General features: G+C 72.7%; 10 protein-coding genes. 5 read left to right on the top strand and 5 right to left on the bottom strand.

Annotated features, from left to right (window positions below; genetic code table 11):
* Positions 1 to 283 precede the first annotated feature (283 nt).
* Positions 284 to 1,984, bottom strand: coding sequence for an N-acyl-D-amino-acid deacylase family protein (locus ACWCPW_RS01305; protein ID WP_449759507.1), 1,701 nt, complete (start codon positions 1,982 to 1,984; stop codon positions 284 to 286).
* Between the two features lie 661 nt (positions 1,985 to 2,645).
* Between ACWCPW_RS01305 and ACWCPW_RS01300 the strand changes: the two genes are divergently transcribed.
* Both ACWCPW_RS01300 and ACWCPW_RS01295 read left to right on the top strand, forming a co-directional pair.
* A complete protein-coding gene (locus tag ACWCPW_RS01300; RefSeq protein WP_449759506.1) occupies positions 2,646 to 3,137 on the top strand; it encodes a hypothetical protein in 492 nt (163 codons plus the stop codon).
* A 229-nt stretch (positions 3,138 to 3,366) separates the two neighbouring features.
* Positions 3,367 to 4,482 (top strand): hypothetical protein, encoded by a 1,116-nt coding sequence (locus ACWCPW_RS01295; protein WP_449759505.1) that lies wholly within the window; start codon positions 3,367 to 3,369, stop codon positions 4,480 to 4,482.
* Between the two features lie 83 nt (positions 4,483 to 4,565).
* Here the strand turns inward: ACWCPW_RS01295 and ACWCPW_RS01290 are convergent, their stop codons facing one another.
* Positions 4,566 to 5,828 carry a phytanoyl-CoA dioxygenase family protein gene (locus ACWCPW_RS01290; RefSeq protein WP_449759504.1) on the bottom strand — a complete coding sequence of 421 codons (1,263 nt, stop codon included), beginning with the start codon at positions 5,826 to 5,828 and terminating at the stop codon, positions 4,566 to 4,568.
* A 112-nt stretch (positions 5,829 to 5,940) separates the two neighbouring features.
* Positions 5,941 to 9,453 (bottom strand): ATP-binding protein, encoded by a 3,513-nt coding sequence (locus tag ACWCPW_RS01285; protein ID WP_449759503.1) that lies wholly within the window; start codon positions 9,451 to 9,453, stop codon positions 5,941 to 5,943.
* A gap of 323 nt (positions 9,454 to 9,776) precedes the next feature.
* Between ACWCPW_RS01285 and ACWCPW_RS01280 the strand changes: the two genes are divergently transcribed.
* From ACWCPW_RS01280 to ACWCPW_RS01270, 3 genes are all read left to right on the top strand, one after another.
* Complete coding sequence (locus ACWCPW_RS01280; RefSeq protein ID WP_449759502.1) at positions 9,777 to 10,655, top strand: alpha/beta hydrolase; 879 nt, start codon at positions 9,777 to 9,779, stop codon at positions 10,653 to 10,655.
* Positions 10,656 to 10,835: 180 nt separating this feature from the next.
* Positions 10,836 to 11,510 (top strand): peptidyl-tRNA hydrolase, encoded by a 675-nt coding sequence (locus ACWCPW_RS01275; protein WP_449759501.1) that lies wholly within the window; start codon positions 10,836 to 10,838, stop codon positions 11,508 to 11,510.
* Between the two features lie 341 nt (positions 11,511 to 11,851).
* Entirely contained in the window at positions 11,852 to 12,232 is a 381-nt protein-coding gene (locus ACWCPW_RS01270; protein WP_406295176.1) for an STAS domain-containing protein, read from the top strand.
* 174 nt (positions 12,233 to 12,406) lie between these two features.
* On the opposite strand, the gene ACWCPW_RS01265 is transcribed toward ACWCPW_RS01270, so the two are convergent.
* Together ACWCPW_RS01265 and ACWCPW_RS01260 are read right to left on the bottom strand one after the other, a co-directional pair.
* On the bottom strand, positions 12,407 to 13,402 hold the full coding sequence (locus ACWCPW_RS01265; RefSeq protein ID WP_449759500.1) for a cobalamin B12-binding domain-containing protein: 996 nt from the start codon (positions 13,400 to 13,402) through the stop codon (positions 12,407 to 12,409).
* Positions 13,399 to 15,129, bottom strand: coding sequence for a SpoIIE family protein phosphatase (locus ACWCPW_RS01260; protein WP_449759499.1), 1,731 nt, complete (start codon positions 15,127 to 15,129; stop codon positions 13,399 to 13,401). Before ACWCPW_RS01260 ends, ACWCPW_RS01265 begins: the two co-directional genes overlap by 4 nt.
* Between the last annotated feature and the right edge of the window lie 122 nt (positions 15,130 to 15,251).

The following is a 15,251-nucleotide window of genomic DNA, read 5'->3' as shown; positions in this document are numbered from 1 at the left end:
TCCGCCCAAAACAGCGCAATTCGGACGCTGTTCGAGCTTTTTTCGGCCGTGGAAGCGGTTGCCCGTGTCCACAAGGTTGCCCTCCGCGCATGCCTGCTGTGAAGAGGCCCCGGGTCCGCTCCCCGTACGCGGTCCGTGGCATCGATCACGTTGGCCGTAGCGTCCCGTCGGCTCGTGTCGCTTGACACCGCCTAGGGTGGATCGTCACAAAAACGTGACACGGCGGTGGGTCGGTGAACCCACCGCCGTACCTCAAGGGTAAGCGCGCTTGTGTGACGTTCCGTCAGTCGGGCCGCGAAACCAGTCCCACCATGGTGCCCGGCCGCTCTCCGGTGGGCTCGGTGTCGAGCACGGTGGGCACCCCGCGCACGATGGTGGCCCGTACGCCGGCCGGCCCCCGGGTGAACCGCCACGACCCGTCCGGGTTGTCGTAGCGCTTCTCCTCGGGCCGCACCTCGATCTCGTCGAGCGCGAACACCACCAGGTCGCCGGCCAGGCCCGGCGCGATCACGCCGCGGTCGCCCAGGCCGAAGAAGCCCGCGAGCTTGCCGGTCAGGTTGTGCACCGCCTCCTCGACCCGCATCAGGCCGGTGTCGCGCACGTACCGGGTGAGCAGGTACACGTTCTCGCCCGAACCGCAGAAGAGCTGCAGGTGCGCGCCCGAGTCGTTGATGTTGGTCAGCGTGTGCGGCTCGTTGAACAGGCCGGCCACAACCGGCTCGTCGAACGCGTCGGGGATGCCGCGCAGGCAGGACAGGATGCCGTTGTTGCCGATCCAGGTGGCCAGCGCGTCGGAGATGTGCAGTCCCTCCCGGTCCGCGTACTCCTTGAGCGAGATGTCCAGCGGGCCGTGGCCGGTCTCGGAGATCGCGAAGATCAGCGACTCGGGGCGATCCAGTCGAGATGTCGACGACGAGACCCGGTTGTCCCAGTCCTCGCGGGCCCGCGCCCGCCACTGCGGATCGGCGAGCGTGGCGAGCTTGGTCTCGGCCGGACCGTTGATCCAGTGGTTCCAGGCGGCCACCCGCTGGAAGGTGAGCGCGCGCTCGAAGTTGAAGAACGGCTCCAGCGGCTTATGCGGGACATTGGGCCAGAAGTCGACGCCGTCCGCGCGCAGCCGGCGGTGCAGCGCGATGGTCTGTTCCCGCAGGTAGTCCTCGCGCACGGTGGACGGGATGGCGGTCCATTGGGCGCGGATCCCGCGCGGCTTGCAGATTCGGGCGAATCGTTCCACATCGGCGTCGATGCTCTCCGGCTCGTTGAACCGGGTGATCATCTGGAGCGTCGCGCCGGGGTGTCGGGCGAGTACGTCGGCGAGCGCCTCGAACTCGTCGTCCTCGGCCAACCGGGTCGGTACCGGTTCGAGGTAGCGGTCCTTGTCGAACACATTGGTCGACAAACCAATTGCTCCATGAGTCAACGATTCGTCGAGCAGTGCGGCCATCTCGGCGATCTCCTCCGGCGTCGCCGCGCGCGACCAGGACGCCTCGGCGCCCATCACCGTGGTGCGCAGGGTCAGGTGCCCGACGAAGCCGGCCACGTTGACCGCGACGGCCTGGCCCTTGACCGCGCTGCTGTACTCCGGCCAGCGCTCCCACGTCCACGGCACCTGGTCCTGGAAGGCGGAGAGCGGGAGGTCCTCGAGGAAGCAGAACAGGTCGAGTACGGGTCCGCGCGCGCTCTCCCGCAGGGGTGCGACCGACATGCCGCAGTTGCCGAAGACGACCGTGGTGGTGCCGTAGGCGGGCAGCGGGTCCAGGTCCGGGTTCCACCACATGGCGCCGTCGACGTGCGTGTGGGCCTCGATGAAGCCGGGGGCGACGTAGGCGCCGGCGGCCTCGACGACGCGCTCGGCGCCGCCGTTCGGGGCCAGGTCGGGGGCGACCTCGACGATCACCCCGTCCCTGATCCGCACGTCGGCTCGGATCGGGGCGGCCCCCGTTCCGTCCACGACGGTTCCTCCGCGTACCAGCAGATCGGCCATGGGCTGTTCTCCCTATTACTTGTGCCGGAATCACGAATGCCGGATCGGTGCCACCGATTCCGGGCGGGCGAGCGCCGGCGGCGAGTCTCGGGGACGGGCGCGCTCCTCGGGATTTACGTTACGTGTTGTAACTTAACCTGGTGAACTATTCAAGGGGAGCGTCGGGTTGGTGCGGGTGCGGGTGCGTGGACGTGGGCCCGAGCGTGGGTGTCGGAGTCGACTCGGGCGTGTTCGGCCGGGCATGACGACGCCCGATCCCGCCGCGTGACCCGAGCGCGGCGGGATCGGGCTTGGTGGTCGGGCTTGCCGGATCGGGCGTGGCGGGTCGGGCGTGTCGGGTCGGGCGTGTCGACCGGAGCACCGGCCCGCCGATGCCGCCTTGGGTCGGGCGCGGGGGATCGGGCGGCGGATGCTTTGAGCAGGGCCGGGTCGTACCGCGACGCCGAGCCCGCGTCGGTGCCGAACCAGCGGGCGCCGCCGAGCAGTTCCGGCAGTTCGCGGTCAGGTGCCGGCATTCGGGCAGGCATCCCGTGCAAAGGCCGAACCGAGAAGCTCGGCGGCCCGACCGCGCGTTTAGCCGGCCCGATACGCGGACATTCGTGCTGTTCGTACGCGGGTGCCCGAGTCGGCCCCGCGACGACCCACGCGAGGAGCGACGAACATGGCGAGCAAGTACGTCCGTACCGTCGGCGCGCTGTCGATCGCCGCCGCGCTGGTCCTGACCTCGGCGGCGTGCGGCGACGACAACGACGGCGGCGGCGACGGCAAGGCGGTGCCCACGGCGATCGAGTCGGCGCTGAACTCGGCGGGCTCGGACGCGAAGGACGCGCTGTCCTCCGCGAGTGCCGCCGCGGCCTCGAAGTTGAAGGAGATCAAGGGCGGCCTGGACGCGACGGCGGACGCCTCGGTCGGGCCGATCCGGACCGACGGCGACCGCACCGTCGCCGAGGTCACCGTCGTCAACAACACCGCCAAGACCGTCGACTACACGCTCTCGGTCGAGTTCCGCGACGCGGGCGGCAAACTGCTGGACGCGATCGTGATGAACATCGAGGACGTCGAGGCCGGTACCCAGGCCAAGGGCACCGCGAAGAGCAACCGGAAGCTGACCGACGCGAACAAGGCGGAGATCGGCCACGCGGTCCGGCACTGATCCGGGGGGCGGGTGAGGTCGTCGGCCGGGCGCGCGGGCGGCGCGGCGGCCGACCGGCGCGGACGCGCGGAACTCGGCCGAGGCCGCGGCGGCGGGCACCAGAAGGTCGTGAGCCGACTCACCGCCGCCCGGGGCGGAATCGGGGGATCTCCCCACGTCCCGGGGACGCCGATCCGCAGTTCGCCCGCGCGCCTTTCGCCGTCCATCCGGGCCCGGCACAATCGCCGCCATGGCGATCATCGAGACCCGCGGTCCCGCACGCGTGCGGCTCAAGGCCGCCATGTCCGGATTCCTGTCCGGCGGGGTGATCGGCGTCGCGCTGGCCTGCTTCGTGGTCGGGGCGATTCTCGAGCGGTGGCCCGTGGCCGCGTTCGGTGTGGCGCTGTTCGTGCTCAACGTGATCGGCGTCTCCGTCGCGGGGCGCATCCACCGGGCGCGGAATCCGCGCACGCCGGCCCGGCCCGCGCTGGCCGTGATCGAGAGCCGCCGGGCGATCGGCGGCGAGTCGGCCAACGTGCCGGTCGAGTTCGTGCTGACGGTGGCACCGGACGAGCGGTCGGCGTACCGGGTCGAGACGCGCCAGGACATCAACCTGGTCGACATCCCCGACTACCGGCCACGCGGTGTCGTGGTGGTGCGCTACCGCCCCGACGAGCCGTGGGACGTCGAGATCGTCACCGAGCCGACCGAGGCGTGGGCGCGCCGGGCGGCGACCGAATCGGTGGACTCGGCCCCGGAGTCGGCGTTGGTCGCCGGCCCCCGGGACACGGGCTCGTTCTGTCTGCTCGGCACGGTGGGCCTGCTGCTGGGCGCCGCGCTCGTGGTCCTGCCGTTGCGCGCCGACCTGTTCGCCGCGGTCGACGAGTCCACGACGACATCCTCGACTTCCTCCACGACCACGACCACGTCCGAAAGCTTCTCGTGGCCGACGATCTCGACGTCGACCTCGACGGTCAGCGGGACGGCGAGCTCGCGGGCGATGCTGGACGACGGTGAGATGCGGCGCGCGGCCGGATCGCTGATCAAGGGGATGCGCACCGGCAGCGCCTCCGAACTCACCATCGAGGAACACGTCATGGCGGTACGCGGCATCCCGGGCACCCCGGCCCGACCCGGCGCGGCGATCGACCTGGACGCCATCCCCTACGAGCGCCTGCCCGCCCTGGTCCGCGAGGCCCAGAGCGAACTCGGCATCACCAAACCCACCTCCTGGCGCATCACCTTCGACCTCGACCCGAAGACCGGCGCCCTCACCATCGAGGTCACGGTCACCGACCGGGAGGGCGCCAAAGCCTCCCTGGAAGCCGATATCGAGGCCAGGGTCACCGCCCGCCACCCCCGCTGACCACCGTCGACGGGCCCGGCCCGGGCGAATCCGGCGAGGTGCGCCCGCACCGTCCGCGGGCCGCTCGCGAGCCCGACCGCGGGCTACATGCGGGACATGGTCAGCAGGTCGCCGCTGCCGTAGCCGGGGATCACCTGTTCGTAGGTCTCGTAGGGGTTGGTGACGTCGAAGATCCGCGGGTTGTCGAACTGGACGTAGAGGGTGCGGCGGCGGGCCGTGCCGGTGGCGGCGGGGCCCGCGTGCAGGCCGCAGCCCATGTGCACGGTTACGTCGCCCGGTTCGGTGGTGATGCCGACCACCGGCAGGTTCTCCCACTGGGCCGGCGTGTACCGCTCGTGCGCGACCGTGCCCCAGGAGCCGGCCAGCGCGTACAACTGCGAACTGTCCTGGCTCACCGCGTCCAGGCGGATGCCCACGTGCACCCGCGGACACGTGATCGGACAACCGCCGAGTGCGCAGTCCTTGTGCCAGGGCAGGTCCGGGATGGACAGCGGTTCGGGCGCGGTGCCGAACTCCTTGAGAACCGCGATCTGTCCGGAGTCGCGGTCGGTCACCGCGACCACGTCCTGGCCGGCCAGGCCGCACAACATGCGCACCGTCGGGTCGTCGGCCAGCGCGGCGATCCGCGGCGAGCGCATGCCCAGGTAGGTCAACCGGTACGGCGAGCGCAGCCCGTTGGGGCCGTCCGCCCACAGCGAGCCGCGGTCACCCTCGCGGCACAGGCCCCGGATCCGGTCCACCTCGCCCGCCAACTCCTCGACCCGGTCCGCGTCGAAGACCTGACGCACCACCAGGTAGCCGGTGGCGCGCAGGAAATGCGCCATGTCGTCGGGCTCGTCCCGGGTGGTGAAGTCGCGGTGCAGGTCGATCGGACGATCGGCGAGGTCGCGCAGGTCCAACGTCTCGGGGTGATAGATCGGGGTGCCGGAGTACATGCAGCGGATGGCCGGCTCCCACACGTCCCAGTCGGCGAACTCGCCGCGCACGAACCGCACCGCGTGCGACTCGACCAGCCCCCGACTGGTGCGCAACTCGTAGAGGTAGTCCTGCCACGCGCCGGATTCGAGCTCGACCACCAGCTCGGCGTCCGCGCTCACCCCGGGCACGATCCGCACCTCGCCGCGATCCTCGACATAGCTGTACGCCTGCCCGTCGGGCATGCACAGCGCGATCGGGGCCCGGCCGGCCACGTCCCACGCGACCCGCTCGCCGAGACCGCCCTCCAGGCGGCGTGGCAACTCCACACGATGGAACGACTCGAAGCACACGACAGGCCAACCCAACACACTGAACGTGCCGCGGTCGGCGTCGTGCGCCACCGCTGATCCGGCGCCCGAAATCCCCATTGCCCCGTCCTCCCCGTTCCGCACCCGGCACACCGGCCGGGTCGTCACCAACGGTAGGCAAACAGCGTCAGAACAGCGTCAGAGCAGCGCGAAAGCGCAAGGTGACAGCCAGTCAGCGAAGCGGGGAGGCGCCGGTGTCCAACGGCTCGCCGAGCAATCGCACGGCGTCCCCGAGCGTTCGCTCAGCGTGCCCGGGCAGCCCCAGTTCGACGCATCGGGTGTACGCGGCCTCGAACTGCGCGCGGGCCGCGACCCCGTCGCCGACGATCGCGGCCAGCCCGCCGAGCACCCGGCGCACCGGGCCGAGCGAGGAGCCGGTCCAGTCCAGATGCTCAGCGTACGGGCTCAGCGCCTCGCTCACGAGCAGGCCGCGTTCCACATCGCCCAGTTCGATCGCGACCTCGCCCAGCCGCATCAGCGAGCCGGTCCACAACAGGTCCACCGGTATCGTCGCGAAGCCCGGCACACACAACGTGTGGAACTCCTCGCGCGCCGACTTCGGATCGGCCGACGCGGACGCCGCCCAGCACGCCTGCACCCGCCACCACGACACGTCCCGCGACCACCCGGCGGCCACCCCGGCCCGGCGCGCCATCATGCCCAACCGGCCCTGCTCCCAGCGCACCGCCAGGATCTGCGACAGGTTGAACGAGCGCACCGCCTCGCGCGGCAGCGCCGACCGCCGGGCCAGCCGCAGCGCGTCCGCCAGCACGTCGCTCGCCCGCGCGGTCCGCCCGCGCAGCAACTCCAGGCCGCAGCGGTAGATCAGCACCTCCCACGTGAACCACGGGTGCCGCAACCGCCGGGCCACCCGCTGCGCCTGCGCGTACTCGCGCTCGGCGGCCGGGATCGAACCGCGCACCACCAGGTCGTAGGCCTGGTTCAAGTGGCTGCGGAACAGCGACTCCTGATCCCCGGTCAGCCCGGAGAGCACGGTCAACTCGCTGCTCATCCGCAGCCGCTCGTCGACCAGGTCCGGCCCGGACGCGGCCAGGTGATGCGCCTCCAGACCCTGCGCGAGCGCGTCGTGCGAGCCCGATTCGCGGGCCGCGTCCAGCGCCTCGTAGAGCATGGTCAGCCGGGCCTCGCGATCGTGCCCGAAGGTGAGCGCCACCGCGAGCGCGGCCAGCAGCAGCGAGCGCAGCGCGTTGTCGGCGGGCAGCCCGGACGCGATCGGCAGGGCCGCCAGCGCCTCGCGCAACAGCGCGACCAACTCCAGGTCCACGCCCACCTGATAGACCTGCCCGAGGCGGACCATGGCCAGCGCGACCCGGCCCAGCCGGCGCGGATCGGCCAGCGCTCGGGCCTCCTCCGCGGCCCGGCGCAGCACCTCCCGGCAGCGCCGATCGCCGCACCGGTCCAGCGCGGCGCCGCGCGAGAGCAGCAGGTCGCAGCGGGTCTCCGGGGCCGGATCGCCGACCATCGGCAGCACCTCCAGGGCCTGCCGGTAGTGCTCGGCGGCGACCTCGAACGCGCCGCCGTCCCGCGCCTCGTCGCCCGCGCGCCACGCGTAGTCCAAGGCGCGCCGGGCCTCGCCGAACCGGCAGGCCAGCCGGAAGTGGTGGGCCAGCTCCGGAAGATGCGCGTCCCGGTCGCCGCGGGCCTCCAGGGCCAGACCGACCTTGCGGTGCAGTTGCAGCCGACGCGCGGTGGGCAACTCCTGGTAGAGGGTGGAGCGCACCAGGGCGTGCACGAACGTGAAGCGGCCCGGACGCTCGGTCTCCTCGGCCCGCACCACGTGCGCGCGCTCCGCGTCGTCGAGGGCGTCCACGACGGTGTCGAAACCGCCCGGGTGCACCGCCGCGACCAGGTCGATGTCGAAGGCCGGGCCGACCACGGCGGCCACGGTGAGCGCCTCCAGGGTGGACTGGGGCAGGCCCAGGAGCCGCTGCCGGAGCACGTTGCGCACCCGGCGCGGGACGTCCGCGGGCACGCTCTTGCCCAGTGCCGACCAGTCGCTGACATCCGCCCACTGGCGCAACAACTCGGTGGCCAGCAGCGGATTGCCGTCGCTGAGCTCGCGCAGCACGTGCGCCCGCACACCCTCGGCGCGCGGCGGCAGCGGGCCGGCCAGCACGTGCGCGAGTTCGACCAGGGCCGCCACGTCCAGGCCGCCCAGCGGCACGTGCACGGGGTGCAGGTCGCGGTAGAGGTCGGCGATCAGCCGGGTCATCGGATGCACCGAGCCGAGCCCGGTGTCGCGGTAGGCGATCACCATCACCGCGCGGGTGCCGATCAGGGCCCGCGCCACGTGCCGCAACATCAGCATCGTCGAGGTCGAGGACCAGTGCACGTCGTCGAGCAGCAGCACCAGATCGCGCTCGGCCGCCGCGTGCCGGAACACCCCCGCCACCGCCTCGAACAGCCGATAGCGCTCGGTGTCCGAGTCGGGCGGTCCCTGAGGCTGGATCAGGCCGGCCGGCTCCAGCGGTAGTTCGGGCAGGAGCCGGTGCAACTCGCCACCCAGGTCGCCGACCCGCTCGCGCAGCTCCTCGGCCGCGACCTCGGCCAGGTGCGCGCGCAACATCGTCACGAACGGTTGGAACGGCGCCGCCACGCCCTCGTCGCTGCGCCCGGTCAGCACCAGCGCGTCGTGGCCGGCCCGGGTGGCGAACTCGCTCAACAGGAACGACTTGCCGATCCCGGCGTCGCCGCTGACGAGCAGCACGCGGGAGCCGACCTCGGCCCGCACGGACTCCTCCAGCAGGCGCAGTTCGGCCGAGCGGCCCACGATCGGCCCCGGCGCGCCGTGCGGGAACACGTCGTGCGCCGAGCGGGTGGGGGCCGGGGCGGGCGGCGCGTCCCCGCCGGGCGTGGGCGACGCGAAGCGCGCGGCGGGCGCGGGCACCGGCAGCGGTTGCGGCGTGGCGTCGCCGAGCAGGCGCAGGAAGGCCGACTCGGTCTCCGGCGACGGCCCCACCCCCAGCTCGGTGTTGAGCAGCCGTCGACATCGTTCGTACGCGCGCAGCGCCGCCGCGCGGTCGCCGCCGGCCGCGTGCGCGGTCATCAGCAGGCGATGGCTGCTCTCCCGGAACGGGTCCAGGTCGACGAGTTGGGCGGCCCGGGTCACCGCCGCGTCGGCCCGGCCCAGGTGCAGTTCGGTGGTCACCGACACGGCGAGCGCGCGCAGCCGGGCCGAGCGCCAGCGGGTACGCCGCTCGTTGACCCAGTCGCCGTCCTGTCCGGGCAGGAACGGCAGGGCCAGGATCTCGTGCGCGTCGTGCGCCCGGGACCGGGCCTGCGCGAACGCGCCGTGCACGGCGAGCGCCTCGGCCTCGATCAGCGCGCTCTCGGCCGCCTCCACGTCGACCTCGGTGCCCTCGGGCAGGGACAGCACGTAGCAGCCGGCCCGGTGGCGCAGCACCGAGGACGCGTCGTACCCGGCCTGGCCCAGGAAGCCGCGCACCCGGCTGAGCACGCCGCGCAGCGCGCCCTCCCACGACTTGGGCGCCTGCTCGGGCCACAACAGCGCGGCCAACTCCTCGCGCGGCACCGGATGCCGGCGGCCCAGGGCCAGCGCGGCGAATACGAGTTGGGCCTGCGGTCCGCCCAGGAGATCCTCCGCGGCGCGGCCCGCGGGGCCGTCTACGCAGACATGGCCGAGAACACGTACCCGGACCACCATGTGACGGACCCCCCTCCTGCTGTCGTCTTCGCGACAACCGATTCCCCGGCGCCTGTCCGGGAGCGGTTCGAAGGACCCCGCGCGCCACATGGTACGAACCGAAGGGTGCACCCGGCGGCCAATTGCGCCGGCCCCATGTCACAACCCGGCGAATCGCTTGATCCGTACCCGGGTTTGCCGGAGGCTTCCAGCCCCATGGGACTTCTCGCGCGCCGATCGGCGCGGCCGATCCTCCCGGGGGCGTGGGTGATCCGGTATCGGGGCACCCGTCAGGTGGTCATCGGGCGCGTGGGCACCCGGGTTTCGGTTGGGGAGGGGTACGGATGAGCCTGGACGGTTGGAACCTGCCACCGGTGCGCGAGGGGCGGGCGGCGTCGGACGAACTGGACGCGCGGCGGCGCGGCACGGTGGCGTATCGGCAGGACCCGGAGCCCGGGGTGACGGTGCGTCAGGAGTTGGTGGGCGGCGTGCCGTGCACGTTCCTGGAGGTGCCCGATCCCGCGCTGACGCTGCTCTACTTCCACGGCGGCGGCTACCGGATGGGCGACGCCGCGGGCTGGTTGGGCGTCGGTTCGCGGATCGCGCTGGCGGCGCGGGCCAGGGTGGTACTGGTGGAATACCGGCTCGCACCGGAGGAGCCGTTTCCGGCCGCGCTGCACGACGTGGCGAGCGTGTACGACGCGATCGTGGCGGCGGGCGAGGACGGCGACCTCGCCCCGTTCGTGGGCGGCGACTCGGCGGGCGGCGGGCTCGCGGCGGCGCTGACGGTCGCGGCCCGGGGCGCCCGCGTACCGCTGCCCTCCGGCGTGGTCCTGCTGTCCCCGTGGGTGGACCTGACCGTGACGAAGCCCACGTACGACTCGAACGCGTCCACCGACCAACTGATCTCGAAGAAGGCGCTGCGCGAGGCCGCCGAGGTCTACCTGCAACTGCACGATCCGGGCGACCCGTTGGCGTCCCCGCTGTTCGCCGACCTGTCCGGGCTCCCGCCGGTACTGCTCCTGGCCTCGTGCCACGAGGCGCTGCTCGGCGACGCCACCGCCTTCGCCGGCCGGGCGGCCGCGGCCGGCGTCCCGGTGCAGGCGCACCTGGTCCCCGACGTCCCGCACGCCTGGCCCGCCATCGACCCCACCATGCCCGAATCCCAGGAGGCCATAGGCATCATCGCCCGCTTCCTGACCACCAGAGCCCTCGAAGCCTGACGAAACCCACCGGCCTCGGGGCGCCACCGGTTCGGCCCCGAGGCCGATGAAACGCGACCATCCGCACCCGACGCAACGGTTGGGCAGGTGGGCAAAAACACCCGACGCAACCAACCCGCAACGGCAACCCGTCCACGAAACCCGGGACTCCCGACGAGGCCGTGCGGCCCCGAGCAAGGCATGATCGACCCCGTGAGCACCATCGAATACGTCCTCCCCCTCGTGGCGCACATCGAGAAGGACGACCCGCCGGCCCGAACCGACGCCCTGGAGGCCGCCGCGCGAGCGGTCCTCGTCCTGTTGGCCGACCCGAGGTCGACCGACCCCGAAGGCGAGTGGCACGAGGTGGTCGAGGCCTGGCAGGGCCACCGCATCCGCAAGGTGGTCCGGCGGGCCCGGGGCGGCGAGTGGCGGCGGGCGAACACGCTGCCGGGGATCACGGTGGCCCGGCATACGGCGGAGGTTCGGGTGTACCCGCCGATCCCGCTGGACGCGTGGCCCAAGGACCTGGCCAAGTTGCAGGTCTCCGGCACCGACCTGGACGAGCCCGCCGCGCCGCCGCCGGCCGCGCCCGGGCAGCCGGTGTTGTGGCTGAACCCGGCGCTGGAGATGACCGCCGGCAAGGCCATGGCCCAGGTGGGGCACGGCAGCCATCTCGCGTGGCTGGGGCTGGACCCGGCCGGGCGCGAGGAGTGGGCGGCGCGCGACTTCGACCTCGCGGTGCGGACCGCGAACCCGGCCGCGTGGCCCGCGTTGACCACGAGCGGTCGGCCAGTCGTCCGGGACGCGGGCTTCACCGAGATCGCGCCGGGTTCGTGCACGGTGGTCGCGGACGTACCGTGGCCGCCGCGCTGAGCCGCGCCGTCGTGCGTGCGGTGGGCGGGTGCTGACGTGCAGTCGGATGTGACGTTGCGTCATCACGTGCGTACCGATGGGGCGGAGGGCGCTGTTGCCGGAGTGGCGTCGGATGATCCGTGTACGCTGCAACCGAGATCCGTACGTGACCGGATCGTCACTGCCTCGGCTCCCGCGGCCCACTACGGTAGGTCACAGGCCGGGCCGACCACCCGGCTCCCGAGCCGCGTCCAGGACCCTCCCGGATCCGTCGGCGCATCCGATGGGGGACGGGTCGCCGAGCGTTCCGGGCATCCTGCCGCGCGAGTACGGGACACCATGGGCGAGGGGACTGCCGGCGCGTGACTCTTCAGGTGATCAAGGAAGATCTCCAGGGCTGGACCGTGCTGCATGTGCTCGGAGAGGTCGACTACGCGGTCGTCCCCGAGCTCCGCGAACACGTCAGACACGCGGTCGCCGACGGCGACCATCGGATCGTCCTCGAACTCACCGAAGTGGAATTCCTCGACTCCACCGGCATCGGCACGCTCGTCGCCGCCCGCCGCCTGCTCCGCTCCACCGGCGGCACCCTGCGCCTGGTGATGCCCAGCAACAACGACCACCACGTCAACCGCGTCTTCACCGCCCTGGGCCTGCGCCGGCTCTTCGACGTGCACCCCGACCTGGACGAGGCCCTGTGCGAGGACGCCCCGACGGACGAGGACCTGAGCGCCGCGGGCTGACCCGACGCCGGGTGACGCCCTGCCCGGCCGAGCAGTTCGCGAGGCCGCCGTGCCCGGCGCATCGCGGTACCGGGCGGGTTCCGGGAGTTGTCCGGGTCGTGCATCGACAGCGGAAAGAGCCGGATTGGGGCGAGTATCCGCCGGCACTCGGGCCGTCTCGGCCGTCGGCCGGGCCTACAACACCGTGCCCGCCGCCGTGAGTGTGGCGCCGGCTCCGGGGACGTGCGTCAGGCGCGCGGCGAAGGCGCGGTACGCGGCGGCGAGGGCCTCCCCGGGGACGTGGCGGTGACCCAGGACGTCGGCGAACCATCGGGTGAAGTCGACGAACAGCACGTGGTCGTCGACGAACAGGGAGACCGCCAGCGCGTCGACGGCGGTCGCCAGGCCGTCGCGCATCGTGGTGTCCGAGCGCTCACCCTCGATCTGCACCAGCGCCGACATGCCCGCCGCCACCAGCGGTGTACGGAGCAGGCCGACGCCGTCGTGCGCCGCGTCCGGGAGGTGGCGCAGCCGCGGGGCCGGGGTGGTGACCGCGGGCCAGTTCGGGCCGGCCAGCGTGTCGGCGGCCCCTCGGGCGTCCGCCGCCCAGCCGTTCGCGCCGATCAGGCCCGCCCAGCGGCCGTCCGGGCCGAAGCCGGGGCCGCCGACCAGGACCGGTACACCGACCCGGCGGGCCACCTCCACCATCGCCCGCGCGCCCGGCAGCGCGGTGGAGACCGTACAGCCGAGCGCGACCGAACCCGCCCCCGAGTCCGGCAACATGCGCGCCAGTTCGCCCGCGCCGGTGCCCGGGGGCAGGACCGTCGTGTCGATCCCGCGCACCCGCAACAGCGCGGCCAGGATCGTGGTCGCGAGCCCGTGCCAGTCGCCCTGCGCGCAGCACACCACGACCCGGGCCTCGGACCGCGGCCGCGGCGTCGCGTCCGTGACCAGGCGCACGACACGACCGGCGACGTGCGAGGCGGAGTGTTCGCGCGCCACCGTCCACTCCCCGGTCGCCCACCGCTCGCCCACCTCGCGCAGCGCCGGGATCACCAACTCGGTCAGCACCCGATCGCCGGGCACGCCCTTGCCGAGCAGGTTCCGGACCAGGGTCAGCGCCTCGACCTCGTCCGCCCGTCCGAGGTACGCGAGGAACAGGTCGAGTTCGTCGGAGACCACATGTGTCATTCGCCGTCCGGGTGTTCGGGTGGGGTCGGGCCGTCGGGCTCGACCAGGTTCGGCAACGTCTCGTCGTCGTCCCGGTAGGGGATGTGAATGCCCAGCAGGACCACGTCGTCCACGACGGGGGCGTCGCCCAGGTGTGCCATCAACCGTTGTTCCAGGCGTTCCACGAGCGCGTCCACCGGCATGCCCGCGCAGGACGCCAGGTCGTGCCGCAACGCCCGTACGCCGTAGGCCTCGCCGTCCGGGTCGCGGGCCTCGGTGACGCCGTCGCTGTACAAGAGCAGCGTCGAGCCCGGCGCCAGCGGCAGTTCGCGCATCCCGAACACGGTGCCCGGGATGCCCGCGACGAGCGGATCGGTGAACTCCATCGCCTGCACCCGACCGGCCGGATCCATCCACAGCGGCGGCGGATGCCCGGCGCAGGTCAACCGGACCAGCGCCGAACCGTCCGGGTGCACCGAGCAGTCGCCGGTGATCGCGGTCAGCACGAGGGAGGGGTCGCCGAGGGTCAGCTCCGCGTCCAGCAGCGCCATGCGATGCGCGGGTGCGCAACCCGCGCTCGCCGCCGTGCGCAGGATCAGCAACGATCGCGAGCTGAACATGCCCACGGGCGTGCCGCGTCCGCACACGTCGCCGACCGAGAACGCCCACGTCCCGTCGACCGGGGTCGGGTGCACGGCGTAGAAGTCGCCGCCGAGGCCGTCGGTCAGCGAGACCGGTCGGTAGCGCGCGGCGATTCGTGCGCCGGGCACCTCCGGCAACGGGCCGGGCACCAGTGCCTGGGCCAACAGCATGGTGCGCCGGTCCTGTTCGACGTACAGGCGCGACGTGCGCAGCGCGACGCCCACCCGCTCGGCGTAGTCGACGGCGAGCGAGATCTCCTCCTCGGTGAACGGGTCGGAGGTCGCCGAGCGCACGAACGTCAGTACGGAGGGCGCGTCGTCGTCGGTGGGCACCGGAACCACCAGCGCGCACCGGGCGTCCACCGCGATCAGGCCCGCGACCGCCTCGTCGGGCACCAGTCGGTGCAGCAACGCGCGGTCCATCAGCGGATGCAGTTCCTGGCGTCGGGTGCGCAGTACCCGGCCCACTCCCGCCGGCGCCGTCCACGCGGTGCCCAGGCCGCCGGTCACCCGGGCGATCGGGGTGCCGGAGCCGGGCGCGTACGTGGTGCGCAGCCGGCCGTCCTCCATGCTGGGCACGGACAGCGCGACCCAGTCGGCCAGTTCGCCCGCCGGGAGCGTGGTGACCAGATCGGTGAGCCGGCGCGGATTGGTGGTCGCGGACAACATCCGGCCCGCCTCGGCGAGGAAGACCTTGCGCCTGCGCTCGGCCAACAGCGTGTCCTCGCGCCGCCGTTCGGCGGTGGTGTCCTGGACGTACCACACGTAGTGGCCGTCGCCCAGCACCGCCCGTCGGCCGCGTACGCGCCGGTCGTCCAGCTCGCCGTGCCAGGCGGTCCCGGTCGCGGGCAGCGCGGGATAGGCCGTGCCCACGACGCACTCCGGCAGGAGCCGTACGGCGGCGGCGTTGAGATAGCGCACGGTGCCCTCGGCCGTGAAGACGACCACGCCGGTATCGCTCTCGTCCAGCACCTCGGCGGGCGACCACGCGGGCGGCGCGGGCTCGTCCGGGGCACCCGGCGGTTTGAAACCGTTGGTTCGTCGACGGGCGGTCGGATCCTGCGTGTCGCTGCCCCGCTCGTCGCCGGAGGGGCGTTGTCCGGTCATGGCTACGGAATCCCTTGCGTCCGTGCGTTTCGAGCCGGCTCGCGCCGGCGCTCGCGCAACCTTCAAGGTACGACCGCGACGGGCGCCGGTGTGTGGGTTCCGGCGGAATCACACCTATAGGG

The sequence above is a fragment of the Embleya sp. NPDC001921 genome, assembly GCF_053594475.1.
The sequence above is the reverse complement of the archived record's forward strand: the minus strand, read 5'-3'. Positions and strand labels throughout refer to the sequence as shown.